The sequence below is a fragment of the Sphingobium sp. MP9-4 genome (genome assembly GCF_005281675.1).
Lineage (GTDB): Bacteria > Pseudomonadota > Alphaproteobacteria > Sphingomonadales > Sphingomonadaceae > Sphingobium > Sphingobium yanoikuyae.
Map to the genome: position 1 here is coordinate 1 of NZ_LUFI01000039.1, position 24,760 is coordinate 24,760.

Genomic DNA, 24,760 nt, shown 5'->3' on the forward strand with positions numbered 1-24,760 from the left:
GGTGGCGCTGGCCGCTGCGTCGACTGAGCCGGCCCCGGTGCTGGACCTGCCGAGCGGTTCGCCGATCGAGATGGCGGCGGCCGAGCCCGCCCCTGCCGCGCCCGCGCTCAACACCCGGATCATCGAAACTGCCGTGCCGGCGTCCACGCCCGCACCTGCGGCCAAGGCTGCGCCCAAGCCGGCGCCGGTGCGCGTCGCCGCCAAGCGCGACTTCGTCGTCGAAGGCCCGGCGGCCAAGGCCAAGCCGGCCAAGGGCAAGGCTGCCCCGCTCGCCAGCCCGGCAGCGCGGATGCAGCAGGTCGCCTATATCAAGCCGGTGACCACGGGGGCGAGCGCCTGGGTCGTTCAGCTTGGTGCTTTCGATTCGCCGGCCGTGGCCAAGGAAAAATGGACCAGCATGGCGCGCGTCAATGGACGCATCGCCGCCTTCCCGGTGCTGACCAGCCAGGCGACCGTCAACGGTCGGACCTTCCACCGGATCGCGATCAGCGGCTTTGGCAGTCGTGCCGACGCGCAGACGCTGTGTCAGTCGATCAAGGCACAGCGCGGCCAGTGCTTCGTGCGGGAAGGCGCACCGAACGCGACGCCGCAGCGCTGGGCCGTGGCATCGACGCGCGGTCGCCAATTCGCATCGCGCTGATCGCACGGCGCCTTCGGGCGTGACCATGACTTCATGCGGGCCGGGCCGAAAGGTTCCGGCCCGCAATGCATTTGCGCGCCGCGAGTGCTGCAATCGTGCGATGCGCTGAATTTCGGATTGTCTGGAGCCAGTCCGGCCTTGCCAAGGGCTGAAATAGTGGCTCCCCGAGTAGGATTCGAACCTACGGCCATTCGATTAACAGTCGAATGCTCTACCGCTGAGCTATCGGGGAGCAGCCCTGCTTGCGCCGGGCAGGCCGCGCATATGCAGCGGCTTGTCCCAAATGGCAAGCGTGAAATTGCAGAAAATTACGCGATGAATTGTTCGGCCGCGATCCGGTCGTCCAGCGTATGTTCGGGGTCGAACAACAAAGTCAGCGGCGTGGCGCGGTCGATCTTGACCTCCACCTGGGCGACGTCACGGACTTCGCGCTGGTCGGCGACGGCACTGACCGGACGCTTGACCGGATCGAGCACGGTAAAGCGAATCGCGGTATTTTCCGGCAGGATGGCGCCACGCCAGCGGCGCGGCCGGAACGGGCTGATCGGGGTCAGGGCGACGAGCGCCGACCCCAGTGGCAGGATCGGGCCATGGGCGGACAGATTATAGGCGGTGGACCCGGCGGGCGTTGCGACCAGCACGCCGTCGCACACCAGTTCGGGCAGCACGGGGCGATCGTTGACCTGCACTTCCAGCTTGGCGGTCTGGCGGGTTTCGCGCAGCAGCGAGACTTCGTTGATCGCCGGGATGGAGAAACGCTCGCCATCGACGGTGTCGACTACCATGCGCAGCGGATTGACCTTGAAGCTCTTGGCTTTTTCCAGCCGCTGTTCCAGCCGTTCAAGCCGCCATTCGTTCATCAGGAAGCCGACCGTGCCGAGGTTCATGCCGAAGACCGGCAATATGCGGCGGGATTCCAGCATGGCGTGCAGCGTCTGCAGCATGAAGCCGTCGCCGCCCAGCGCGATGACCGTGTCCGCCTGTTCCAGCGGCACGAAATCATAGGCGGCGCGCAACCGCTCTTCCGCTGCCCGTGCAGCCTGGGTCGGGGACGCGACGAGGGCGCGCCGGGGTTCGCTGTTCATCCGCCGGTGACGCTCATATGTCGCTGGACCGCCGCAGTCGGAGCGCCGGCACCGATCCGGAAATCATGGGCGGCAGGCTTGCGCCGCAGTGCGCGATCGACCAGCGGCTCGACCGCGGCGAGGCCGCCGCTGCGCAGCGCGGCCTTGAAATCGACATGGTCGTCATGGCCCAGGCACATGTAGATCTTGCCCTCGCAGGTCATGCGCATCCGGTTGCAGTCGGCGCAGAAATTGCGGGTGAGCGGGGTGATGAGCCCAAGCCGTATGCCCAGCCCCTCAACATCATGATAGCGCGCCGGGCCACCCGTGCGCGCCGCGATCGGGGTGAGGGCATGATGGGCGTCAATCTCCTGCGCGACATGCGACAGCGGTAGATAATGGTCGGTGCGATCCTCGCCGGTTTCCCCCAGCGGCATGGTCTCGATCAGGGTCAGGTCGAAGCCCTGGCTGTCGCACCAGCGGAGCATCGGCAGGATCTCGTCGGCATTGATATCCTTGAGCGCGACCATGTTGATCTTGACCGCGAGCCCAGCCGCGCGCGCGGCATCCAGTCCGCGCCGCACGGCCGACAGGTCGCCGCCACGGGTGATATGGGCGAAGCGATCGGCCTGCAGGCTGTCGAGGCTGACATTGATACGGCGGACGCCGGCGTCGTGCAGCGCCTCTGCATGATCGGCCAGACGCGTGCCGTTGGTGGTCAGCGTCAGTTCCTGAAGGCCGGCATCCAGATGGCGACCGATTCGACGGATCAGGTCGATGATGTCGCGGCGCACCAGCGGTTCGCCGCCAGTCAGACGGATGCGGCGCACGCCGCGCGCAATGAAGAGATCGGCGAGCAGCGCGATTTCCTCCAGCGTCAGAACCTGATTTTTCGGCAGGAACTGCATTCGCTCCGCCATGCAGTAGCGGCAGCGCAGGTCGCATCGATCCGTAACGGAAATCCGCAGATAATCGATCCGGCGGCCAAGGCCGTCGGTCATGGAAGTTGCGGCAGGATCGACCATGGCCATGTCCCTAGCTAGGCCATGGGCATGGCGGGCGCAAGCTGGCCGGTTGCGGGGCGGTGAAGAGGTCGGTAACCGGTTGCTGTTACAAGAGCGGCATGCGCCTTGTCAGGGAGTCGATAAAAGAGTGAGCGGGCAGGCCGCCCCGGACGGGCAGCGCAGCATCTTCATCCTGTCGCCCGGCGACCGCGACCCCCTGTGCCGTGCCGCGCAGGAGGCGGGCTGGCGCGCGATCGGTGCGCGGCGTGCCACCGATGCGCCGCAACGTTTCCTGCGCAGCGACGCCCAGATCGCGCTGGTCGACATGCGCGGTGGGACGGCGGCCAAGCTGATCGCGCCCTTGGTGCCGGCGGTGGATGCGGGCGGCTGCGCGCTGGTGGTGCTGGTCGATGCGGCGGCGGTCGCGACCCTGCCGCAATTGTTCGATGCCGGCGCGACCCATTTTCTGGTGGCGCCGGTAACGCAACCCCTGTTGCAGGCGACGCTGGCATCGGCGCAGCGACTGGTCGAGCGGCTGGGCGGTGGCGCGATGCAGAGCCAGCGGGCGCAGCGCATCCGCCGGGGCGACGCGCTCTATTGGGAGATGGATCGTGACGGCGCCGGGCTGCGGCTGAGCGAGAGCCTGGCCCGCAATCTGGGGATAGAGGCGTGGCAGCCGACGCCGTCGACCTTGATCCACCGGCTGGCGCGCAATGAACGCAAGGCGGTGCTGAACGCGCTGGAGGGGATGATGCAGTCGGGGCGTCCGGCGGCATTCGCCCATGCCGTGCCGGATCGGCCGGGCAATCGGCTGGTGCATCATCTGCGCTTCGTCGATGGCACGGTGGCGGCGGATGTGGAGTGGCTGTCCGACGCGCAGGACCAGGATGTGGCGAGCCGCGACAATCTGACCGGGCTGCGTTCGCGCCAGGCGGCGCTGGACTGGCTGGATCGCCGGTCGGGGCTGCCGACGACGGTGGTGCTGCTGTCGATCAGCCAGTTTGATCGCATGAATGCGGCCTATGGCCAGGTGGTGGGCGATGCGCTGCTGGGGCGGATTGCGCGGCGGATCGAACAGATTGTCGATAGCGTGGCGGGCCATGCGATGGTCGCGCGTATCGCCGGCACGGAATTTCTGGTCGGCCTGACCGGCGAGCCGGCGGCGGCGGAGCGGGCGACCTATCTGGCGCGGCAGTTGATCGAGGCGATCAGCCGGCCGTTCAGTGCGGGCGACCATCTGATCCGCTTGATTGCGCGATGCGGTATCGCGCAGGCGCGGGCGGAGGATGATGCGACCCAGTTGCTGCGGCGGGCAGGGGCTGCACTGGCCGATGCGCGACAGGGCGGGGGCGAAGGCATTCGCATCTTTTCCGCCGAGAAGCGCAGCCGCCAGCTCGACGCCGACCAACTGGAAACCGACCTGCGGCTGGCGCTGCACCGGGGCGAGATCGGCATCGTGTTCCAGCCGCAATATCCGGTCTATGACCATCGCATCAGCGGGGTCGAGGCTTTGGCGCGGTGGAACCACCCGATCTATGGCCCGCTGGGGGCCGGCATATTGTTCGGCACGGCTGAACGGTCCGACTATATGCTGCCGCTGTCGGCGCATATCCAGGCCGAGGCATTGCGGCAGGCGGCGGCCTGGCCGAGCGCGCTGTCGAATCTGCGCCTGTCGATCAACGTCACGGCGGCGGATATTTCGCAGCCGGGGTTCATGGCCGATTTCCTGGGCCAGGTAGACCGCAGCGGCTTTCCCCGGTCGCGGCTGACGGTGGAGATTACCGAAAGCGGGCTGATCCATGATGTCGACGCGGCGGCGGCGCTGCTGACGGCATTGCGGTCCGAAGGACTGGCGGTGGCGATCGACGATTTCGGCACCGGCTATTCGAGCCTGGCTTATCTCAAGGGCCTGCCGCTCGATTATCTGAAGATCGACTCCAGCCTGGCCCAGGATATCGCCGGGTCGGCGCGCGACCGGATCATCGTGCGCGGGGTGATCCATATGGCGAAGTCGCTGGGCCTCAACGTCATCGCCGAAGGGGTGGAGACGGAGCAGCAGCTCGACCTGCTGGCACGGGAAGGCTGCGATTATTATCAGGGCTTCCTGCGCTCGGCGGGCGTCTCAACGCCCGAACTCATATCGCTGGTGCTACAGGGTTAGGCCGACCTTTCCGATGAGGGCCGAGCCGGCGTGGCGCGCGTCGCGGCTATCGATGTCGGTGTCGCTGTAGCGCAACTCCGCCGACCAGCGGCCGCGATACCAGGCGATCGCCGCGCCATAATCCCAATAATCGCCGCCCGGCCGCAGCCGTTGCGATGCGATCGGATCGCGATCCGACCCGGAACTATGGCCGACCCGCGCCGAGGCGGTGAGCGGCGTCCCCGGAATGGCGAAGGAGGCGGCGGAGGACAGATAGAGATTGTCGCCGCCGATCGCCGACTGGCGCGGCGCATATTGGGCGCCGATGTCGATGCTGGCGGGACCGATCAGAAAGCCGGCGCCGGCGCCAAATTCGCCATAGCCCTGATGATCGGCGCCGGGGAAGAGATGGTAGCGCGCGTCGAGCGACAGGCGCCAGCCGCCCAGTTGATGGACATAGGAAGGGCCAAGGTCGATCACGGCGTCGGCGCCGCCATGGCGATCGCTGCCCCAGAGGCTGGTGGCGGCACCATCGAGCGACAGGCCCTGCGCGACCGGCACGGAGAGGCTGCCGCGCAGCACCGGATCGCCGTCGCTCCAACTGAGGCCCCGGCGACGCTCGTCGCTGGCGACCTCGACCGTGGCGCTCGGGCCGCTGGCATATTGGGCGGCGGCCGGTACGGCATGGAGGGCGAGGCCAAGCCCGCCCAGCCATGCCAGGCCGATGGTCCGATCAGTTCGACGCAAGATTGCGCACCGAGTCCAGTTCGGCCAGCAGCGGCGCGCGATCGGCTTCTGCCACGGCGATCAGATGGGCTTCGATCTTGTCCTGATACTGGGCCATGTTGCGTTCGCCCGACTGACGGCCGGTCGTGCAGGCGCCAGCCTCGCTACCCGAAAAGCGCTTGTCGCTCGACACGGTACGCGCCAGCGCCGGGCCGTGGTCGAGCTTGCGGTCGACGACGATCGTCGCGGTCCACTGGCAGCGCTGGCCGTCCATGCGGTTGGGCGTCTTTGCACCGATGGTCTTTGTGCGGATGTCGGCACGGGCGGTGTAGGTGGCACCGACCTGATTACCATGATGCTCGACCGACACATTGTGGGTCGCGGCGGCGGCAAGCGCCATAAGGATCAAACTCATTTCATTCTCCTGCTGTGACGCCGCGCTTTGTTGCCCGGTCGTCACGAAGGCATGTAGGTTTCGACTGTTGCTGCTTCTTTTCCGGTTGATGATGAATGGCGACATGAGGGTCGGATATGCAGGGTGCTGGGTCATGACAGGGTCATCGTGACGCGTCAGCCGCAAAGTTCACACCGTTCTTGCCCCGTATTTCTGGCCGATTTTGCGAAAAAAAGGTCATGGCAACGCGCCACGCAAGCGACAGTGACGCGTCAATTGGGTGCCGGTGACGCGACGGTCGGGTCATGGGGACGCGTCATCCGGGTCATCAGGACGCGACAGTCGGGGCATGATTTCATGCGGTGGTCGAGGCGCGGAGACAGGCGGCATCATCCGGCAGGATAGAGCAGAGAAAGTTCAAATAGGAAAGAAGTGGTTGCTGAACGTTTCTGCTGGCCATTGCGACTTGCAAGCCTGCGTCGATCCGCCACTATGAACTTGAGGAATGCAGGAGGGATATCATCATGTTCGCCCTTTTTCTTCTGTTGCAGGCAGCCGCGCCCGATATTGTCGTGACGGGCGAGAGGCTGGTCGAAGAGCAGGCGAAATGCGCGCGCGGCGAATGCACGCCACTGCGCGATGCGCAGGCGACGATCGCCCTGGCCGAGCAGCAGTTCCGCAATGGCGAATATGTGCATGCCAAGGGGCTGCTGGCCGCGGCGATCAGCCGCAACAAGGACAGAGGCGCGGAGGCGCCGCGAGCGGTTGCCGCCATCTATGAAGCGATGGCGACGGTGTCGCTGCATGAGGGCGATCAGGATGATTATCGCCACGCGGTGGCGGGGCAGGTGAAGACGCTGCGCGACAATCTGCCAGCGGATGATGTGGCGGTGCAGGCATCGGCCACGGCGCTGGGCGACATGTGGATCAAGCTGGGCCGCTATCGGCAGGCGGAATCGACCTTCCGTGGAATAGAGGAGCAGGCGCTGGCCGAAGGGCGCGCCTATCCGGCGATGATGGCCGGGATGAAGCGGGTGTGGCTGGCTGGCGCGCTGGGCAAGATGCGCGATGCGCGTATGATGCTGGACGCGCTGGAGCGGCGCCCGATCGCGCAGGAGCCAGGCTTTCGCACTGCCCTGCGCGTGGTGCGACTGCGACTGGCGGTGCGGGCCGGCGACGATGCGGAAATCACCCGGCTGGCCGAAACGATCGGCACGGACCAGGGTGGCCCGCCGGTGCTGATCTGGCAACCATCCTATCCCGGTAGTGCGGCGGTCGAGGCGAATAATAGTGCCCGGACCTTTGATCTCGTGGATGCGGTTCCGATCAATTCGTCCGACCTAGCCAGCATCCAGTGGGTGGATGTGGGCTTCTGGATCCGGCCGGATGGGCATACCGAGGAAGCGGAGATATTGCGGGGGTCGCGCGCGCCTGCCTGGGCGCCGGCAATCCTGAAGCAGGTAGCGGGGCGACGCTATGCTGCGAGTGCGAAAGCGGGAGAGGGGGATGCATCCGGCAGCTATCGGATCGAGCGTGTCACGCCCAAATATCAATATGTGGTTCCCAAAGGATCGGTGATCCGGCGTCGGGTTCCGGCAGCCGGCTTCGAGATACTGGACCTGACCGCATCGGAAGCGGCGATGCCGCCGCCCGGCGAATAAGGCCGGGTATGGGCATAGCGGTTCATGTGACAGGGTAGCTGACAGAAAGGAAGGAAATCATCATGTTCGCCCTTTTGCTTCTGGTGCAGGCGGCCTCGCCCGATATCGTCGTGACGGGCCAGCGGCTGGTCGAGGAGCAGGCAAAATGCGTGCGCGGCGAATGCACGCCGCTGCGCGATGCGCAGGCGACGATCGCGCTGGCCGAGCAACGGTTCCGCAATGGCGAATATATGCAGGCTAAGGGGCTGCTGGCCGCAGCGATCAGCCGCAACAAGAACAAGGGGGCGGAGGCGCCGCGAGCGGTTGCCGCCATCTATGAAGCGATGGCGACGGTGTCGCTGCATGAGGGCGATCAGGATGATTATCGCCGCGCGGTGGCAGGGCAGGTCAAGACGCTGCGCGACAATCTGCCGGCGGACGATGTGGCGGTGCAGGCATCGGCCACGGCGTTGGGCGACATGTGGATCAAGCTCGGAAAATTTCGCCAGGCGGACGCCAGCTTTCACGCGATCGAGGATCAGGCGCTGGCCGAAGGGCGCGCCTATCCGGCGATGATGGCCGGGATGAAGCGGGTGTGGTTGGCCGGCGCGCTGGGGAAGGCGCGCGAGGCGAGCATTATGCTGGATGCATTGGAGCAGCGGCCGATTGCGCAGGAACCGGGATTTCGCACCGCCCTGCGCGTGGTGCGCCTGCGCCTGGCGGTGCGGGCCGGCGACGATGCGGAGATCACCCGCCTGGCCGGAACCATCGCAGCGGACCAGGGCGGGCCGCCGGTCCTGGTTTGGCAACCGCCCTATCCGGGGGATGCGATGGCCGAGGCCAGCAATAATGTTCGGGCCTTTGGCGGCGTCGATGTGACGTCGGTCCGATCCACCGATGTGGCCAGCATCCAGTGGGTGGATGTGGGCTTCTGGGTTCGACCAGATGGGCATACCGAGGAAGCGGAAATCTTGCGCGGGTCGCGCGCGCCTGCCTGGGCGCCGGCGATCCTGAAACAGGTTGCGGGACGGCGCTATGCGGCGAACGCCAAGGTTGGCGAGGAAGATGGGCCTGGTAGCTATCGGATCGAGCGGGTGACCCGCAAGAACCTATATGCGACCCCGGTCGGGTCGAATATCCGGCGCCGGGTGGCTGCACCGGGCTTCGAGATATTGGACCTGACCGCATCGGAGGCCGCCATGTCCCCGCCGGGCGAATGAGGCAGGGGCAGCAGCGCAAAGTGCTTTCCACCCCGGAGGGCAGGCTCTAAAGGCCCGCGCTCATCATTTTTCGAGACGGGAAGCCAGCGATGATTCAACCGGGTGCGACGTTCAAGGACAATCTCCAGCTGCTGCCGCCGATCGACGGCATTGCCCGCATCGACCTGAAGGATGCGACCGGCACGGTCGTGGCCAGCATCGAGAACCAGCCGGGCAAGCAGGGATCGTTGGCGGTCTATGCCTATTTGCAGAAGGTGTTCGGCACGCTGGACGCGGCGGCGGCCGAGCATGGGCTGACGGTGTTTGCCGAACATACGGCGGACGCTCGCAATCGGCCGGGCGCGCACCCCAATGTCGATCGGTTGATCGCGATCGTGGACGGCGGCGATGCGCTGGCGATCGGGGTGGTTGCGGGCTGAACGAGCCGGGTAAATTATTGCCTCGACGCGCCATTTCTTTTGCCGCTGTCGGGGCATGACGCAGGGCCTGCCAGGTCGGGCGGGCGAAATCGGATGAGGGCAGGTTGCTTCGAAAGGCCCTCACCCTCCCACGCCTGCGGCGCGGCCGCCTTCCTCTCCCGTTCACGGGAGAGGGGAATTGGCAATGGCCGGGATGGGTGTGAACAAGACATTCCTCCCCGGCACGGGGAGGGGGACCGCTCGCGTAGCGAGTGGTGGAGGGGCACAGGCCGGATAGCTCAGCGCTAAGAGGCTCCTGCCCCTCCGTCAGCGCTTCGCGCTGCCACCTCCCCGTGCCGGGGAGGAATGTCAGCTTCTGGTCGTTTTCTCCCCGCGCGGCGGTGAGGAACAGAGCGCAGGCTTACCCCGCCGCCTTGGCCAGCCCCTTCGACAGTTGCAGCGCGCCGTTGAGGCGGGCGGCGGGGTCGGGCCAGGCGCGGGTGACGACGACCTTGCTGTCCGGGCGGAGGCGGGCGACGCCGTCGAGGCGCTGGACATAGGCGACGAGGCCCGCGGGGTTGGGGAAGCGATCCTCGAAGAAGCTGACCAGCGCGCCTTTTGGCCCGACATCGATCTTGGCGATATTGGCCTTGAGGCAATTCTGCTTGATCTCGATGATCTTGAGCAGGTTCTGGGTCGGGGCGGGCAGCTTGCCGAAGCGGTCGATCAGTTCGGCGGCGAAGGCCTCCAGACCCTGGCGGTCCTCCAGCTCGTTGATGCGGCGATAGAGGCCCATGCGCAGGTCGAGATCCGGCACGAATTCTTCCGGGATCATGATCGGCGCGTCGACGCTGATCTGTGGCGAGAAGCTGTCGCGGCGTGCTTCGAGGCCGGCGCCGCCGGCCTTGGCGTCCATGATCGCGTCCTCCAGCATCGACTGGTACAGCTCGAAGCCGACCTCCTTGATATGACCCGACTGTTCGTCGCCGACGAGATTGCCGGCGCCGCGAATGTCGAGATCGTGGGAAGCAAGCTGGAAGCCGGCGCCGAGCGTATCGAGATCGGACAGCACCTTGAGCCGCTTTTCCGCGGTTTCGGTGATGATGCGGTTGGCGGGCGTGGTGAAATAGGCATAGGCGCGCGTCTTCGACCGGCCGACGCGGCCGCGCAGCTGGTAGAGCTGGGCAAGGCCGAAGCGGTCGGCGCGGTGGATGATGAGCGTGTTGGCGCTGGGGATGTCGAGGCCGGATTCGACGATGGTGGTGGAAAGCAGCACGTCATAGCGCTTGTCGTAGAAGGCGGACATGCGCTCCTCGACATCGGTGGCGCTCATCTGGCCATGGGCGACGATCGGCTTCACCTCGGGCACTTCGGTGCGCAGGAACTCCTCGACCTCGGTCAGGTCGGAGATGCGCGGCACGACGAAGAAGCTCTGGCCGCCGCGATAATGTTCGCGCAGCAGCGCCTCGCGGATGACGACGCCGTCCCAGGGCATGATGTAGGTGCGCACCGCCAGGCGATCGACCGGCGGGGTCTGGATGACCGAGAGTTCGCGCAGGCCCGACATGGCCATCTGCAAGGTGCGGGGGATGGGCGTGGCGGTCAGGGTGAGGACATGGACGTCGGTCTTCAGGGACTTCAAGCGTTCCTTGTGGGTGACGCCGAAGCGCTGTTCCTCATCGACGATGACGAGGCCGAGGCGCTTGAACTCCAGCCCCTTGGCGAGCAGGGCGTGGGTGCCCACGACAATGTCGATCGTGCCGTCGGCGAGGCCCGCCTTGGTCGCCTTTGCCTCCTTGTCGGGGACGAGGCGGGAAAGACGGGCGATTTCCAGCGGGAAGCCGCGGAAGCGCTCGATGAAATTCATGTGATGCTGGCGCGCGAGCAGGGTGGTGGGGCAGATCACCACCACCTGCATCCCGGCCATAGCGGCGACGAAGGCGGCGCGCAGCGCGACCTCGGTCTTGCCGAAGCCGACATCGCCGCAGACGAGCCGGTCCATCGGGCGGCCGGCGCCCAGATCCTCGATGACATCACCGATCGCGCGGTCCTGGTCGTCGGTTTCCTGATAGGGGAAGCGGTCGACGAAGGCGGGATAGCCGGCGGCGTCCGGCTCGGCGATTTCGGCCGGGCGCAGGGCGCGTTCGGCGGCGGTCTTGAGCAGTTCGCCCGCAATCTCGCGGATCCGCTCCTTCATCCGCGCCTTGCGCCGCTGCCAGGCCTCGCCGCCCAGCTTGTCGAGGCTCACGCCCTCGCTGTCGGAGCCGTAGCGCGAGAGGACTTCGAGATTTTCGACCGGCACATAGAGCTTGTCGCCGCCGGCATAGGAGAGGGCGACGCAGTCATGCGCGGTCTTGCTGACCGGGATCTGGGTCAGCCCCTCATAGCGGCCGATGCCATGGTCCATATGGACGACGAGGTCGCCGGGCGAGAGGGTGGCGAGTTCGGCGAGGAAGGCGTCGGCGCTCTTCTTGCGCTTGGCGCGGCGGACGAGGCGATCGCCCAGCATATCCTGTTCGGTGAGGACGGCGACGTCGGGCGCGGTGAAGCCATGGTCGAGGCCGAGCACGGTGAGGACGGCGCTGCCACCGGCCGCTGTGCCAAGCGCCTCCTGCCAGCTGTCGGCGGCGGCGAGGCGGGCGACGCCATGATCGGCGAGCAGGCCCGACAGACGCTCGCGCGCGCCGGCCGAATAGCTGGCGATCACCACCTTCTTCTTGGTGCGGCGCAGGGCGTCGATATGCTTGCCGACCGCCTCATAGACATTGACGTTCTGCGCGCGTTCGGGCGCGAAATCGCGCGGGCCGTCGACGGCGAAGTCGAGGACGGTGGCGCTTTCGGGCTCGTGGAAGGGGGTGGTGGCGTGCATAGGCCAGCTGGCGGCGGCGGCATCCCACTCGGCGGCGTCGAGATAGAGGGCGTGCGGCGCGAGCGGGCGATAGGCGCCTGGATCGGCCGATTTCGCGGCGATGCGGTTGGCATGATAGTCGCGGATCGCCTCGAACCGGGAGTCAGCTGCGCCGACCACGCCATGGTCGCGGACGATGATCGCGTCATCGCCCAGATGCTCGGTCAGCGGAACCAGCTTTTCCTCGAACAAAGGCAGCCAATGTTCCATGCCGGCGAGGCGCCGGCCTTCGCTCACCGCCTGATAGAGCGGGTCGCCGGTCGCGGTCGCGCCGAAGGTTTCGCGATAGCGGCCACGGAAGCGCTTGATCGTGTCTTCGTCGAGCAGCGCTTCGGATGCAGGGAGCAGGGTGAAGCCGTCGACGCTGCCGGTGGTGCGCTGGTCGGTCGGGTCGAAGCGGCGCACCGTCTCGATCTCGTCGCCGAAGAAGTCGAGGCGCAGCGGCTGGTCCTCGCCGCCGGGGAACAGGTCGACGATGCCGCCGCGAATGGCGAACTCGCCGCGATCATGGACGGTGTCGGTGCGGACATAGCCGTTGGATTGCAGCATGTCGGCGAGGCGCGTGATCGCGATCCGCTCCTTGGGCGCGAGGCGCGCGACCAACTGGCGGACGCGGAACGGGGTGAGGGTGCGCTGGGTCAGGGCGTTGAGGGTGGTGAGGACCAGCTGCGGCCCTTTTGGTTTTGCCTGGAGCGCATGAAGGCCGGCAAGACGCGCCGACGCAGTGCGGAGCGAGGGGCTGGCCCGGTCATAGGGCAGGCAGTCCCAGGCGGGAATTTCGATGAGCTCGATCTCTGGCGCGAAATAATGGGCGGTCTCGGCGACCGCGCGCATCAGTTGCTCGTCCGAGGCGACGAAGACGGCACGCGTCGCATCCGAACCATGGGCCGCGCGGGCAATGTCCGCCAGCAGCCAGGGCTGGAAGCCGGCCGGCACGCCGGACAAGGTGAGCGGCGCCTTCGCCTTCAGGATTTTCTGGAGATCGGTCATGTTTCTACTTCCTTCCTCCCCCTTGGGGGGAGGGGGACCGGCGAAGCCGGTGGAGGGGTGTTACGCTCTCGAGAGGTTGACACCCCTCCGTCTGGCCTGCGGCCAGCCACCTCCCCTGCCAGGGGAGGATGGCTTCAGTTCTCGATCTTGACGAAATCGAGCTTCAGGAACTGGTCCATCATCGGGCCCTTCCATTCTTCGGGCACGGGGATGGTGCCGAGCGCCCAGCCGATGATGTCGGCATCCTGTTCGTCCATGAAACGCTCGAACCAGGCGATCTGCTCTTCGTTCCAGGTCGCATGGTAGCGTTCGAAGAAGCCGCCGACCGTGTAATCCGCCTCGCGCGTGCCCCGGTGCCAGGCGCGGAATTTCAGGCGACGCATCAGCGGGTTGTCGTTCACAATTTGTTCCTTTAACGGACGTGCCGAAACAGCCGATCGGATATTTGAATGACCGTCCCGGCTGCGTTAGAGAAGCCTCAGATAGCCATGCGACCCGATATTCTCAATCCGCTCTTTGCCGAAATCTCCGCGCTCAAGGGCATTGGCCCGGCGCTGGCCCGTCCGCTCGAACGGCTGGGGCTGGCGCGGGCAGTCGATGTCGCCTTTCACCTGCCAGTCAATTATGTCGATCGGAAACTGATCGACGAACTGGACATGGCGGACGCCGGCAAGGTGATCGGCATCATGCTGACCCCGGTCGATTATCGCGCCAGTGGCAATGCGCGCGCGCCGTTCCGGGTGCAGGCGCTGGACGCCCATGGCAATGCCGTCTCCCTCGTCTATTTCGGCCGCAACAGCGCCTGGCCGCGCAAGCTGTTGCCGCTCAACGAAGCGAAATTCGTGTCGGGCAAGCTGGAAGCCTATGGCGACAATCTGCAGATGGTCCATCCCGACTATGTGTTGCCGCCCGAGGAGGCCGACACCGTGCCGGCGCGCGAAAGCGTCTATGGCCTGTCGGAAGGGCTGACCAACAACCGGATGCGCGACCTAGTGGGGCAGGCGCTGGCCCGTGCGCCCGAACTGCCCGAATGGATCGAGCCGAGCCTGCTGGCGAGCAAGGGCTGGCCGGCCTGGCGCGCGGCGCTGGAGCGTTTCCATGCCGACCCGACCGACGCGCAGGCGCGCGAGCGGCTGGCCTATGACGAGATCTTTGCCGGGCAGCTGGCGCTGATGCTGGTGCGGCAATCGTCGCGGCGGCGGCGCGGCGTGCCGATCAGCGGCGACGGGCGCCTGCGGGCGATGCTGAAGCTGCCTTTCGCCCCAACCGGTGCCCAGCGCCGCGCGATCGGCGAGATCGAGGGCGACATGGCGCAGGCGACGCCGATGCTGCGGCTGCTGCAGGGCGATGTCGGATCGGGCAAGACGCTGGTGGCGCTGATGGCGCTGCTGAACGCGGTCGAGGCCGGGATGCAGGGCGCGATGCTGGCACCGACCGAAATATTGGCGCGGCAACATCATGAGACGCTGCGCAAGATGGCGTCGGGTCTTCCGATCGAGATCGCGATCCTGACCGGGCGCGAGAAGGGGAAGGTGCGCGAGGCGACGCTGATGGGGCTGGCCGATGGCAGCATCCACATCCTGGTCGGCACCCACGCGATCTTTCAGGAGAAGGTGCAGTATAAGGCGCTGGGCCTGGCCGTGATCGACGAGCAGCATCGCTTCGGCGTGGCGCAGCGGATGATGCTGGCCAGCAAGGCCGAGCGATCGCCGCATCTGCTGGTGATGACGGCGACGCCGATCCCGCGCACGCTGACCCTGACCTATTATGGCGAGATGGACGTGTCGCGGCTGGACGAGATGCCGCCGGGCCGCCAGCCGATCCAGACTTTGGTGATGTCCGCCAACCGGCTGGACGAGGTGGTCGAGGGGCTAGCCCGCCATGTCGAGGGCGGCGGGCAGGCCTATTGGGTGTGCCCGCTGGTCGAGGAGAGCGAGACAAGTGACCAGGCGGCGGCCGAGATGCGCGCCGAGACGCTGCGCCAGCGCTTCGGCGACCGGGTGGGGCTGGTCCATGGCAAGATGAAGGGGCCGGACAAGGATGCGGCGATGGAGGCCTTTGCCGGCAATCGCACCCAGATATTGGTGGCGACCACGGTGATCGAGGTCGGCGTCGACGTGCCCAATTCGAGCCTGATCATCATCGAGGGGGCGGAGCGTTTTGGGCTGGCGCAGCTGCATCAGCTGCGCGGCCGGGTGGGGCGCGGCGACAAGCCGTCGGTCTGCCTGCTGCTGCGCGGCAATGCGCTGGGCGAGACGTCGCGGGCGCGGCTGGCGCTGATGCGCGAGACCAATGACGGCTTCCGGATCGCCGAGGAGGATCTGAAGCTGCGCGGTGCGGGCGAGGTGCTGGGCACGCGCCAGTCGGGTGAGGCGGAGCTGAAGATCGCGACGCCCGAACATGTGTCGGCATTGGTGGACGCCGCGCGCGACGACGCCCATCTGCTGATCGACCGCGACGGTGGGCTGGACAGCGAGCGGGGACAGGCGGCGCGCACCTGTCTCTATCTGTTCGAAAAGGATGCCGCGGTGGGGTTGCTGCGGGGGGGGTGAGCGGCGCGGCCGTTCCCTTGACAGTATTGCTCGCATAGGACACCCCGTGGCGATGACGCCAGAACCGATCCAAAAGCTGAGCCGACGCGGCATTGCGGTCGAGATCGTGGCCTTTGTCGGCTTCGCGCTGCTGGCCAAATATGGGTTGAGCCTGCTCTTCTGGCGCTATGCCGGCCCGGTGTCGCTGCTGCTGACGCTGTATATGCGTTTTTGCGGCCTGAGCTGGTCGGCGATGGGATTGATCCCGCTGCCGGGATGGAGGGCCAAACTGATGGTCCTGCCCAAGGCGGGGTTGACGCTGCTGGCCTTTGCCATCGTCGTTGCACTGGTGACAATCGTCGGGCCGGCGATTGGACTGGCGTTCCTGGCGAAGGAATCCGCTGGCGTAGCCGATCGCTGGGGCGCGGTGGCGGGGAGCCTGCCGCATTTTCTGTTGTGGATCGGCATCGTGTGGAGCGCGGCGGCCTTTGGTGAGGAGATGTTCTTTCGCGGCTATCTGATCACTCGGTTGCAGGCGCTGTTCCCGGCCGGCCGCGTGGGTGCAGCGATGGCCGTACTCCTGTCCGCGCTGATCTTTGGCTATGGCCATTTCTATTATCAGGGGTGGCGCGGGGCGATCATGACTGGTGGGATCGGTCTGGCGTTCGGGGCGATGTTCCTGTTGTTCCGGCGCAATCTGTGGCCGTTGATCCTGTTGCACGGCGTCATCGACACGCTGACCTTCACCGCCATATTCATGCGATGGAAGTAGCGATCGGCCAAGGCTTCATCCTGTAAGGCGTGATCACAATCTCTGCTGCATCTGCGAAACAAAATGCGGGGCGGTCGCGTTGCCCCTGGCATGACCGACATCAGCCTGACCCATATCACGCCGATGGCCGCGCTTTCGATCGCGCTGTCGGTGGTCGTCGCCTTCGCCGTTCACGGCGCGCTTTACTGGATTGCGGTGCGGCTGGTGAAGCGCGCGCGGATCGAGCCGCTGCTGTTGCCGGCCATCTTCCAGCCGACGCGCTGGCTGGTGGTGCTGCTGGCTCTGGGCGCGGGGCTCAAGTCGATCGAGATGGGGCCGCGGATCGAGGATATCTGGTCGATCGGGGCACGGATGATATTCGCGCTGCTGGTCGGCTGGCTGGTGTTTCGCGCCATGCGGGCGGGCAAGGCGATGCTGGAGGCACGCGCCGACATCAGCGTCGAGGATAATCTGAAGGCGCGGCGGCAGCGCACCAAGATCAGCATCCTCTATCGCATCTGTCAGTGCATTGTCGGCTTCTTCGTGATCGCGATGATGCTGATCGCCATTCCGGGCGTGCGCACGATCGGCGTGTCGCTGATGGCGTCGGCGGGCCTTGCTGCGCTGGCGGTGGGCGCAGCGGCGCAACCGGCGCTCAAGAATTTGATCGCGGGCATCCAGATGGCCTTTTCCGAGCCGATCCGGCTGGACGATGTCGTCATCATCGAAGGGGAATGGGGGCGGATCGAGGAGATCAGGCTGACCTATGTGATCGTGCGCATCTGGGACGACCGGCGCATGGTGGTGCCAGTATCCTATTTCCTGGAGAAGCCGTTCCAGAACTGGACCACCAGCACGTCGGACCTGCTGGGCACGGTTTTCCTCTATGTCGATCCGACCGCGGATATCGAGCGGATCCGCGCGCGCTTCGTCGAGGCGGTGAAGGCGAACGGGCGCTGGGACGGGCGGGTGGCGATCTTGCAGGTGACCGACCATCGCGCCGATGCGCTGGAACTGCGTGGGCTGCTGTCGGCGCGCAATGCTGGGATCGCCTTTGACCTGCGCTGCGAGGTGCGCGAGGCGATGCTGACCTTCCTGCGGACCGACATGCCCGAGGCGCTGGTGCGCGGGCGTCAGACGCTGGAGAGGGATGAAGCCTTTACCAGGCGGTCCGGCGTGGCGGGATGAGCGCCATCATGGCGTCATAGCCTGCGGTCGGGATCGGCTCGACAAATTCGAGGCCGATCCGGCCTTCCTCGCTCCAGCGGACGAGAGCGCGACGATCCTTGAGCACCGGTAGCCAGATCAGCACCCGGCCGCTCAGCGCGAGCAACTCTTCCGTGCGGCACATCAGGCCGAGTGGCGAGATGTTGATGATCCGTACGCCATGGGTGCGGCCGTCCGCTGTGATATGGCTGACCATGTCGACCAGGTCGCGCGCCACCCGCCGCTGATCGACGGAAGGGTCGCGCGACCGCATGACATGGCCAAGATTGGCGAAAACCGAGGAGGACATGGGTTTCAGCCTAGCGGGCGGAAAGTGGAGGCTTTCCTACCTGGTAGCGTTAACTCGACTGAAACCCTGTTTGTCCTCAGGCGGTGACCAGGCCGTGCTTCTTGGCGCCGAAGCTCAGCTTGTCGCCGACCTTGAGCGTGACGGCGGGGTCGGTGACGACTTCACCATTCACCTTGATCGCGCCCTCGGCCAGCTTGCGGCGGACTTCCTTGTTGGAGGTCGCAAAGCCAAGGCCGGTGGTCGCCTGGATGACGGTCAGCCCCTCGGCGCCGAGCGCAACGGTCGGCAGATTGGCGTCCGACGCGCCTTCCTCGAAGGTCTTGCGCGCGGTTTCGGCGGCGAGAGCGGCGGCTTCGGCGCCACGGCAGAGCGCGGTTGCCTCGTTCGCCAGGATCTTCTTGGCCTCATTGATCTCCGCGCCCTGCAGCGCGGCGAGACGGTTGACCTCATCCATCGGCAGATCGGTGAACAGGCGCAGCCGGTTGAACACGTCGGCGTCGGCGGTGTTGCGCCAGAACTGCCAATAATCATAGTCGGACAGCTGGTCCTGGTTCAGCCAGACGGCGCCGCCCACGGTCTTGCCCATCTTGGTCCCGTCGGCATTGGTCAGCAGCGGCGTGGTGAGGCCGAACACCTGGGTGCCATCGACGCGGCGGGCCAGTTCGACGCCGTTGACGATATTGCCCCACTGGTCCGATCCGCCCATCTGCAGGCGGCAATCGCTGCGGCGCGACAGCTCCAGGAAGTCATAGGCCTGGAGGATCATGTAGTTGAATTCGAGGAAGCTGAGCGACTGCTCACGGTCGAGGCGCAGCTTGACGCTGTCGAAGCTCAGCATCCGGTTGACCGAGAAATGCTGGCCGATGTCGCGCAGGAACGGGATATATTCGAGCTTGTCGAGCCAGTCGGCATTGTCGACCATGATCGCGTCGGTCGGGCCGTCGCCAAAGGTCAGGAAGCGTTCGAACACGCGCTTGATGCTGGCGACATTTTCCTGGATCAGGTCGACGGTCAGCAGCTTGCGCGCTTCATCCTTGAAGCTGGGATCGCCGATCTTGCCGGTGCCACCGCCCATCAGGACGATCGGCTTGTGACCCGCCTTCTGCAGCTGGCGCAGCATCATGATCGACACGAGATGGCCGACATGGAGCGACGGCGCGGTCGGGTCGAAGCCGATATAGCCCGGCACCACCTGTTTGGCGGCCATGGCATCAAGCCCTTCCGCGTCGGTCAGCTGGTGGATGTAGCCGCGTGCTTCGAGCAGGCGGAGGAGATCGGACTGATAGTTGCTCATGACGCGCGCCTGTAGCATTGGGGCAGCAACTGGAAAAGAGGCGGAGTTTTCGATCATGTTGGCAATCGGTCTGATGTCCGGCACCTCGCGCGACGGGATCGACGCCGCGCTGATCGAGACGGACGGCGAGGGGCAGGCCGAGGCAATCATTTTCCACGCCCAGCCCTACAGCGATGATTTCCGCGAACGGCTGGCCGCTGCCTGCGCGCGGGCAATGGCGATGGACGCGCCGGGCGAGGACCCGCTGATCCGGGCGGTGGAGATGGACCTTACCAATTTCCATATCGATGCGATCGCCGACATGCTGGGCCGCAGCGGGCATGTGGCGGAGGATATCGGGGTGATCGGCTTTCATGGCCATACCGTTGCCCACCGGCCTGAGCGGCGCTGGACCTGGCAGATTGGTGACGGCGCGGTGCTGGCCGGCGCGTTCGGCATTCCCGTGGTCGCCGACCTGCGCAGCGCCGATGTGCGCGCGGGCGGGCAGGGCGCGCCGCTGATGCCGGTCTATCATCGGGCATTGTCCGATGGTCTGGCAAAGCCGGTCGGCATCCTCAATCTGGGCGGGGTGGCGAACATCACCGCGGTTGGATCGGACGGCAGCCTGGTTGCCTTCGACACCGGGATGGCGAGCGGCCTGATCGACAACTGGATGCAGGCGCATGGCGACGCGGCCTATGATGCGGGCGGCGCGACCGCCGCGCGGGGCCAGGTGGACGAGGCGCGGCTGGCGGCGATGATGGCCGATCCCTGGTTCGCCGCGCCGCCGCCCAAGAGCATCGACCGCGAGGCCTTCACCATCGCGCCGGTCGAGGGACTGTCGCTGGCGGATGGGGCGGCGACGCTGACCGCCTTTTCCGCGCAGGCGGTGGCGCGCGGTGTCGACCATCTGCCCGAGCGGCCGGCGCGCATCTATGTGGCGGGCGGCGGGCGTCATAATGCCACGCTGATGGCGATGCTGGCGGCGCGGACCGGCGCCGATGTCCGCTCGGTCGACGAACTGGGCTGGGATGGCGACGCGCTGGAGGCGCAGGGCTTTGCCTATATGGCCGTGCGCCACCTCAATGGCCTGCCGATCAGCTTTCCCGGCACCACCGGCGCGCCTGAACCGATGACCGGCGGCGTGTTGTTCCAGCCCTGAAAAAGGGGGATGGGGCGACCGGGCGCCGCCCCTGATCCTTATTGCCGCAGGCGCTCGATCGCCTGGGCAAGGGCGACATAGAGCTTGCCCATGTCGGACGAGAGGATGGCGACGCCCAGGGCATTGCCGTCGCGCGCCGACAGGATGATCCGCAGCATCGCCTCGAAATCGTGGATGTAGCGGTTCACATGCTCGCGGAAATCGGCGTCATTGTCATAATGGAGCGCGATTTCGCGGGACTCGCCGGCGTCGAGCAGCTTGACCGCCCGGCGGGTGAAGACGCCGCGATCGCCCTTGAGATAGGCCGACCAGTTGGTGTCGGTCACATCGTTGGACAGGATCTTGGCGACGTCGATCGCGGTGCTGTTGAGCGATTCGATCAGCAGGGCGGAGCGGCGGGAGAAATGGTCGCGATCGCGTTCCTCGGCCGCGCGGCCGGCTTCCTCGATCCTCTGTTCCAGCCCGGCGCTGGTATCGGCGATCGTCATCAACTGGCGGGTCAGCCGGTCCGAAGCATTGTGCGCGGCGCGCACGGCCTCTTCCGCGACATCGGCCAGCTTCTCGATCTGGGCCGAAACCTGATCGCCGACGGCCTGCTGCATCGCTTGCTCGCTGGCTTCGGCCAGGTTCTGCACCGCGTCGGGGATGGCGCGGCCGAGCGCCTGACGGGCGCGCTCGGCGGCCTGTTCGGCGGTGTCCTTGACGCGGAGCAGGGCGGTGATGAGCAGCGGGCCGGCACCTTCGGTGATGCGGGTCGTGTCCTCATGCGCGGCGTCGAGCGCGGTGCGCAGCTTTTCCACCAGCTCGCGGTTGGATTCGATGCCGCTTTGCGTGCTCTCCAGCCATTCGGAGAGACGGCGACCCTGGCCGCGCAGCATCTCTTCGGCTTCCTGGGTGCGGCCGACCAGCGCTTCCGAAATGGCTTCGAGCCGTTCCAGTTCGGGCGTTGCGGCGCCCAGCATGGCGCGGCTGGTTTCCAGCCGTGCGTCGAAGCGGGCGAGCGCGCCGGGATAGGTTTCATCCAGTTCGCGAACGCTCGAATCGAGCGCCACCATCAGCGTTTCGGCATTGCCGATCAGCTTTTCGGCGGTGGTGCCGCCGTCATGCAGCGCCGTGTCGATCCGGCGGGTTTCCTCGGTCAGGCGGGTCAGCGCGTCGGTCAGCTTCTGGCTGCGGGCGAGGGCATTATCCTCCAGGGCGGCAAAGCGGGCCTCGGCCTGGTCGATCGTCTGGTTGAGCGTGCCGTGCAGCCCGGCCATCAGGCTGCGCTGTCCTTCGACCAGATCGTTGATCTGGTGCAGGCGGCTTTCGACCTCGCCAATATCGTCGGCAAGGCCGGCGACGGTATCGGTGCCGATCGCGGCGATGCTGTCGCGCGAACGGGTGATTAGGCTGTCCAGTGCGCCGGCCTGATCGCGCAGCCCGGCATCGGTCAGGGCGAGCGTTTCGCGGGCCTGGAGCAGGGTGGCGTCGAGCCGCTGGCGCAGATCGTCCTCGATCGAGCCAAGATCCTGGCCCAGCGCGGCGAGCGCATTCTGGCTGGTGGCGGTGATGCTGGCCTGGGCACGGGCGACCAGCGCTTCCAGCGTGGCACGCTGGGTCGAAAGCCCTTCCTGCGCGCGCTCCATCGTGTCGCGCACCTGATCCATCGAGGTTTCGAGGCGACCGCGCAGCGATGCCTCGACCAGATCGAGATCCTGGGTGAGGGCGCGAACCGCACCATCGCTGGTTTCGCCGAGCGACAGGGCAACGCGATTGACCAGCACGTCCAGTGCGGCCGACTGGGCATCGATGTCCTGCCGGGTCTGGTCCATGGCGGCGCGCGCGCTCTGCGCCGATGTCTCGATCCGCCCGGCGGCGATGTCGGCCAGGCCGTTGACCTCGTCGGTGGCGCTGCGGGTCGTCTCCTGCAACTGGCCTAGCTGGCTCGACAGGCTCTTGGTCGCGGACAGGGTGCGGGTGCGGGTGTCGTCGGACAGTTCGCCCAGCGCGTGGAGGCGCGCTTCGAGCGTGTCGATCCGTTCGGCCAGCGCCTGACCATTGTCCATGATCTGCGCGGCCATGCGCACGGCCCGTTCTTCGAGTTGAGGCATGGCGGCGATCAGCGCGTCCATCCGCGCGACCAGAGCGGTGCCAGCACGCTCGGCGCTTTCGGCGCGATCGGCGGTGGTCTGGGCGCGGCCGGCGATCAGTTCGGCCGATGCCTCCATATTGCTGCTGGCGGCGGCGCCATAGCTGTCGAGCAGTTCGGCCTGATCCTGCATCGTCTGGCGTGCGGATTCGAGCCGGTCGGCGATCCGGCCGAGGCGCAGTTCGAGCAGTTCTGCCTCGGTCCGCAGCGCATGGGCGGTATCGAGATAGCGGCGCGATTCGGCGCGGCTGTTACGCACGATCAGCAGATAGGCGATGCCGAGCAGGCTGATCGGCACCAGCAGCGTGGCGACGAGCGCGGGCCAGGCGGCCGGGCCGGCGCGCCACTGATCCGATACGATCGTTGCCCAGAGCGCGAAGCCGAGCCAGAGCGCGGCCAGCAGGCCGAGCCCGATCCGGGCGTTGCGCACCAGCTTTTCGCCTTCCCCCTGCGCGTCGTCAGGGGCATCATCAATGTCCAGTACGGCCTGCTTCAATAGCAGGATGTCATCCGCGGCCGGCGCGTTGCCGGTCGCGTTTCCCTCGTCTCGCCAGAATTCGACGATTGTGCTGCCCCCATTCATGGGTGTGATCCTATCATCTTTTCCGTCTGCGCAAATGCCTTGTTACCAAAACTTAACGCAATTTCGATAGCTTCCGTCCCCATGTCCTATGATCCTGGCGCTCTTAATGCGGCATTGGCCGCCGCCGTCGGCGAAGACACGGTGCTGATCGCCGATCTGCGCGTGGCTTTCCTTGAAAGCGCGGAGCGCCATCTCGACCTGATGAGCCGGGCGCGCTGCGACGCCAATTGGGAATTGGCGGCCTGGCGCTTGAAAGGCCTGGCGGCGAGTTTCGGCCTGACCAGCCTGATGGCGCTGGCGGACGAGGCGGTCGAGGCCGCGCCGGGCGATCCGCGCGCCTTGCAGCGCTTGCGCAGCACGATCGCGCTGCTTCAGCAGGGCTGAAACCGGTGATTTGAAAGCGCCTGCTTGCGCTGCGTCGTTCGGCTTGCAAGAAGATCGTCGCAATCAAAACGGGTCGGTTTCCAGACAATATGACATTCGCGGCCATTCTCAGTGCCAGCCGGGCTTCAGGTGATTCGCCTGCAGCGCTTCGCGCCACCCTGCATTTCGCCGGCCAGACGCTGGTCGAATATCAGGCGCGACAGGCGGTCCGGGCCGGTGCGGACCGGATCATGATCCTGGTCAGCGTCATCACGCCGGCCATTTCGCAGGCGGTCGACCGGCTGAGCGCGGACGGCATTGCCGTCGCCCTGATCCGCGACATGGTGTCGATGGTGCGCGATGCGCCGCGCGACGCGGATGTGCTGCTGGTGGCTGATGGCGCGGTGGTGGCGCAGGGCCATTATGATGCGCTGGCGGGGCAGGCGGGCAATGCTTTGCTGGTCACTGACGACAGCCGCGCCAGTGCGCCGTTCGAGCGGATCGATGCGGGGCAGCGCTGGGCCGGGCTGGCGCGGATCAATCCGGCGCTGCTGTTCGGCACGCTGGACATGATCGGTGACTGGGATCTGGCGCTGACGCTGGTGCGATCGGCGGTGCAGGGCGGTGCGGTGCGAATCACCGTGCCGCAGGATGATCTGCTGGAAGGCCGAGTCGCGCTGGTCGACGGGCAGGAACAGGCGGACCTCGCCGCGCAGGCGGTGATGTCGACCGGCACGCGATCGGGATCGTCCAGCCGCGGCGGGATCGAACATTATTTGTTCGGGCCGCTCGCCCGGCTGCTCGGCCCTGCATTGATGCGGAGCCAGGTGCCGGCGATGCAGGTGCGGATCGGTTCGATCGCGCTGGCCGGCATTGCGTTGATGCCGCTGGAACTGGGCTGGCCGGGCACCGGGCTCAGCCTGTTGCTGCTGGCGCTGCTGCTGGCGGAACTGGCCGATCGACTGGATGAAATGGCGCTGCGCCGGCCGCCGAGCGGCTGGATCGCCTTTCTAGCGCCGGGGCTGGCGCTGATCGGCGTGATGCTGTCGGGCAGCGGGATGGTGCCCAACTATCTGGCGTTGCTGCTGGGCATCATCACGCTTGCCGATCGCTGGCGCCGGACCGGGGCGGCGCGCGCCTGGATGATCTTCACGCCCGGCACCGCGTTGCTGGTGCTGCTGCTAGCTCTGCTGACGGGGGCGGAGGCGCTTGGTTTCGACGTTGCCATGCTGGCGGCGATCGGATCGATTGGGGCGATCATCCTGTCGCGTCGGGGCGGATGATTTTTGTCGCATCGAGAGCGTTGATTTTGCTGTCAGGGTTTAG

General features: G+C 66.4%; 20 protein-coding genes and 1 tRNA gene. 11 read left to right on the top strand and 10 right to left on the bottom strand.

What is annotated here, in order from left to right; genetic code table 11:
- The coding region (locus A0U87_RS13545; RefSeq protein ID WP_137405626.1) for an SPOR domain-containing protein at positions 1–640 on the top strand (640 nt) is incomplete at its 5' end.
- A 157-nt stretch (positions 641–797) separates the two neighbouring features.
- Here the strand turns inward: A0U87_RS13545 and A0U87_RS13550 are convergent.
- From A0U87_RS13550 to moaA, 3 genes are all read right to left on the bottom strand, one after another.
- Positions 798–872: transfer RNA gene (locus A0U87_RS13550), tRNA-Asn, on the bottom strand.
- A gap of 76 nt (positions 873–948) precedes the next feature.
- Positions 949–1,725: an NAD kinase gene (locus tag A0U87_RS13555; protein WP_004207502.1), complete on the bottom strand. Its 777-nt coding sequence runs from the start codon at positions 1,723–1,725 to the stop codon at positions 949–951.
- Positions 1,722–2,735 (bottom strand): GTP 3',8-cyclase MoaA, encoded by a 1,014-nt coding sequence (gene moaA, locus A0U87_RS13560; RefSeq protein ID WP_048936912.1) that lies wholly within the window; start codon positions 2,733–2,735, stop codon positions 1,722–1,724. Before moaA ends, A0U87_RS13555 begins: the two co-directional genes overlap by 4 nt.
- Positions 2,736–2,856: 121 nt before the next feature.
- Between moaA and A0U87_RS13565 the strand changes: the two genes are divergently transcribed.
- Positions 2,857–4,869, top strand: coding sequence for a bifunctional diguanylate cyclase/phosphodiesterase (locus A0U87_RS13565; protein ID WP_048936911.1), 2,013 nt, complete (start codon positions 2,857–2,859; stop codon positions 4,867–4,869).
- Here the strand turns inward: A0U87_RS13565 and A0U87_RS13570 are convergent.
- Positions 4,858–5,595, bottom strand: coding sequence for a TorF family putative porin (locus A0U87_RS13570; protein WP_048936910.1), 738 nt, complete (start codon positions 5,593–5,595; stop codon positions 4,858–4,860). The two genes, A0U87_RS13565 and A0U87_RS13570, sit on opposite strands and share 12 nt — an antisense overlap.
- Positions 5,582–5,989 (bottom strand): hypothetical protein, encoded by a 408-nt coding sequence (locus tag A0U87_RS13575; RefSeq protein ID WP_048936909.1) that lies wholly within the window; start codon positions 5,987–5,989, stop codon positions 5,582–5,584. The genes A0U87_RS13570 and A0U87_RS13575 overlap by 14 nt, the downstream gene beginning before the upstream one ends.
- A gap of 503 nt (positions 5,990–6,492) precedes the next feature.
- Here A0U87_RS13575 and A0U87_RS13580 point away from each other — a divergent pair.
- The 3 genes from A0U87_RS13580 to A0U87_RS13590 all read left to right on the top strand — a co-directional run bounded on the left by A0U87_RS13580 (position 6,493) and on the right by A0U87_RS13590 (position 9,247).
- The gene (locus A0U87_RS13580) at positions 6,493–7,629 is read left to right on the top strand and encodes a hypothetical protein (protein ID WP_048936908.1); all 1,137 of its coding nucleotides are present in this window, start codon (positions 6,493–6,495) and stop codon (positions 7,627–7,629) included.
- A 62-nt stretch (positions 7,630–7,691) separates the two neighbouring features.
- Positions 7,692–8,828, top strand: a complete 1,137-nt coding sequence (locus A0U87_RS13585; RefSeq protein WP_048936907.1) for a hypothetical protein — start codon at positions 7,692–7,694, stop codon at positions 8,826–8,828.
- A gap of 89 nt (positions 8,829–8,917) precedes the next feature.
- Entirely contained in the window at positions 8,918–9,247 is a 330-nt protein-coding gene (locus A0U87_RS13590) for a DUF2322 family protein (protein WP_048936906.1), read from the top strand.
- Positions 9,248–9,647: 400 nt separating this feature from the next.
- Here A0U87_RS13590 and mfd read toward each other — a convergent pair whose 3' ends face one another.
- Positions 9,648–13,124, bottom strand: coding sequence for a transcription-repair coupling factor (gene mfd / locus A0U87_RS13595; protein ID WP_048936905.1), 3,477 nt, complete (start codon positions 13,122–13,124; stop codon positions 9,648–9,650).
- Between the two features lie 134 nt (positions 13,125–13,258).
- Complete coding sequence (locus A0U87_RS13600) at positions 13,259–13,525, bottom strand: succinate dehydrogenase assembly factor 2 (protein ID WP_048936904.1); 267 nt, start codon at positions 13,523–13,525, stop codon at positions 13,259–13,261.
- An 87-nt stretch (positions 13,526–13,612) separates the two neighbouring features.
- Between A0U87_RS13600 and recG the strand changes: the two genes are divergently transcribed.
- From recG to A0U87_RS13615, 3 genes are all read left to right on the top strand, one after another.
- Positions 13,613–15,676 carry an ATP-dependent DNA helicase RecG gene (gene recG / locus A0U87_RS13605; protein ID WP_048936903.1) on the top strand — a complete coding sequence of 688 codons (2,064 nt, stop codon included), beginning with the start codon at positions 13,613–13,615 and terminating at the stop codon, positions 15,674–15,676.
- Positions 15,677–15,728: 52 nt separating this feature from the next.
- Positions 15,729–16,427, top strand: a complete 699-nt coding sequence (locus tag A0U87_RS13610) for a type II CAAX endopeptidase family protein (RefSeq protein WP_048936902.1) — start codon at positions 15,729–15,731, stop codon at positions 16,425–16,427.
- 63 nt (positions 16,428–16,490) lie between these two features.
- Positions 16,491–17,594 carry a mechanosensitive ion channel family protein gene (locus tag A0U87_RS13615; protein ID WP_048936901.1) on the top strand — a complete coding sequence of 368 codons (1,104 nt, stop codon included), beginning with the start codon at positions 16,491–16,493 and terminating at the stop codon, positions 17,592–17,594.
- Here A0U87_RS13615 and A0U87_RS13620 read toward each other — a convergent pair.
- Positions 17,566–17,922 carry a PilZ domain-containing protein gene (locus tag A0U87_RS13620; RefSeq protein WP_037520412.1) on the bottom strand — a complete coding sequence of 119 codons (357 nt, stop codon included), beginning with the start codon at positions 17,920–17,922 and terminating at the stop codon, positions 17,566–17,568. The two genes, A0U87_RS13615 and A0U87_RS13620, sit on opposite strands and share 29 nt — an antisense overlap.
- Before the next feature lie 76 nt (positions 17,923–17,998).
- Complete coding sequence (gene tyrS / locus A0U87_RS13625) at positions 17,999–19,216, bottom strand: tyrosine--tRNA ligase (protein WP_048937046.1); 1,218 nt, start codon at positions 19,214–19,216, stop codon at positions 17,999–18,001.
- A 55-nt stretch (positions 19,217–19,271) separates the two neighbouring features.
- Here tyrS and A0U87_RS13630 point away from each other — a divergent pair, with 55 nt between their 5' ends.
- Positions 19,272–20,357: an anhydro-N-acetylmuramic acid kinase gene (locus A0U87_RS13630; RefSeq protein ID WP_122928088.1), complete on the top strand. Its 1,086-nt coding sequence runs from the start codon at positions 19,272–19,274 to the stop codon at positions 20,355–20,357.
- Between the two features lie 38 nt (positions 20,358–20,395).
- Here the strand turns inward: A0U87_RS13630 and A0U87_RS13635 are convergent, their stop codons facing one another.
- Positions 20,396–23,071, bottom strand: a complete 2,676-nt coding sequence (locus A0U87_RS13635; protein ID WP_048936899.1) for a hypothetical protein — start codon at positions 23,069–23,071, stop codon at positions 20,396–20,398.
- Between the two features lie 81 nt (positions 23,072–23,152).
- On the opposite strand from A0U87_RS13635, the gene A0U87_RS13640 reads away from it, so the two are divergent.
- Both A0U87_RS13640 and A0U87_RS13645 read left to right on the top strand, forming a co-directional pair.
- Entirely contained in the window at positions 23,153–23,455 is a 303-nt protein-coding gene (locus A0U87_RS13640) for an Hpt domain-containing protein (protein WP_048936898.1), read from the top strand.
- 89 nt (positions 23,456–23,544) lie between these two features.
- Positions 23,545–24,717: a hypothetical protein gene (locus tag A0U87_RS13645; protein WP_048936897.1), complete on the top strand. Its 1,173-nt coding sequence runs from the start codon at positions 23,545–23,547 to the stop codon at positions 24,715–24,717.
- Positions 24,718–24,760: the final 43 nt, after the last annotated feature.

What these genes read in the sequence shown, in the direction of transcription:
- A0U87_RS13555 (WP_004207502.1), bottom strand. Translation starts at nt 1,725, where the DNA reads ATGAACAGCGAACCCCGGCGCGCCCTCGTCGCGTCCCCGACCCAGGCT.
- moaA (WP_048936912.1), bottom strand. Translation starts at nt 2,735, where the DNA reads ATGGCCATGGTCGATCCTGCCGCAACTTCCATGACCGACGGCCTTGGC.
- A0U87_RS13575 (WP_048936909.1), bottom strand. Translation starts at nt 5,989, where the DNA reads ATGAGTTTGATCCTTATGGCGCTTGCCGCCGCCGCGACCCACAATGTG.
- A0U87_RS13580 (WP_048936908.1), top strand. Translation starts at nt 6,493, where the DNA reads ATGTTCGCCCTTTTTCTTCTGTTGCAGGCAGCCGCGCCCGATATTGTC.
- A0U87_RS13585 (WP_048936907.1), top strand. Translation starts at nt 7,692, where the DNA reads ATGTTCGCCCTTTTGCTTCTGGTGCAGGCGGCCTCGCCCGATATCGTC.
- A0U87_RS13590 (WP_048936906.1), top strand. Translation starts at nt 8,918, where the DNA reads ATGATTCAACCGGGTGCGACGTTCAAGGACAATCTCCAGCTGCTGCCG.
- mfd (WP_048936905.1), bottom strand. Translation starts at nt 13,124, where the DNA reads ATGACCGATCTCCAGAAAATCCTGAAGGCGAAGGCGCCGCTCACCTTG.
- recG (WP_048936903.1), top strand. Translation starts at nt 13,613, where the DNA reads ATGCGACCCGATATTCTCAATCCGCTCTTTGCCGAAATCTCCGCGCTC.
- A0U87_RS13610 (WP_048936902.1), top strand. Translation starts at nt 15,729, where the DNA reads ATGACGCCAGAACCGATCCAAAAGCTGAGCCGACGCGGCATTGCGGTC.
- A0U87_RS13615 (WP_048936901.1), top strand. Translation starts at nt 16,491, where the DNA reads ATGCGGGGCGGTCGCGTTGCCCCTGGCATGACCGACATCAGCCTGACC.
- A0U87_RS13620 (WP_037520412.1), bottom strand. Translation starts at nt 17,922, where the DNA reads ATGTCCTCCTCGGTTTTCGCCAATCTTGGCCATGTCATGCGGTCGCGC.
- tyrS (WP_048937046.1), bottom strand. Translation starts at nt 19,216, where the DNA reads ATGAGCAACTATCAGTCCGATCTCCTCCGCCTGCTCGAAGCACGCGGC.
- A0U87_RS13630 (WP_122928088.1), top strand. Translation starts at nt 19,272, where the DNA reads ATGTTGGCAATCGGTCTGATGTCCGGCACCTCGCGCGACGGGATCGAC.
- A0U87_RS13635 (WP_048936899.1), bottom strand. Translation starts at nt 23,071, where the DNA reads ATGAATGGGGGCAGCACAATCGTCGAATTCTGGCGAGACGAGGGAAAC.
- A0U87_RS13640 (WP_048936898.1), top strand. Translation starts at nt 23,153, where the DNA reads ATGTCCTATGATCCTGGCGCTCTTAATGCGGCATTGGCCGCCGCCGTC.
- A0U87_RS13645 (WP_048936897.1), top strand. Translation starts at nt 23,545, where the DNA reads ATGACATTCGCGGCCATTCTCAGTGCCAGCCGGGCTTCAGGTGATTCG.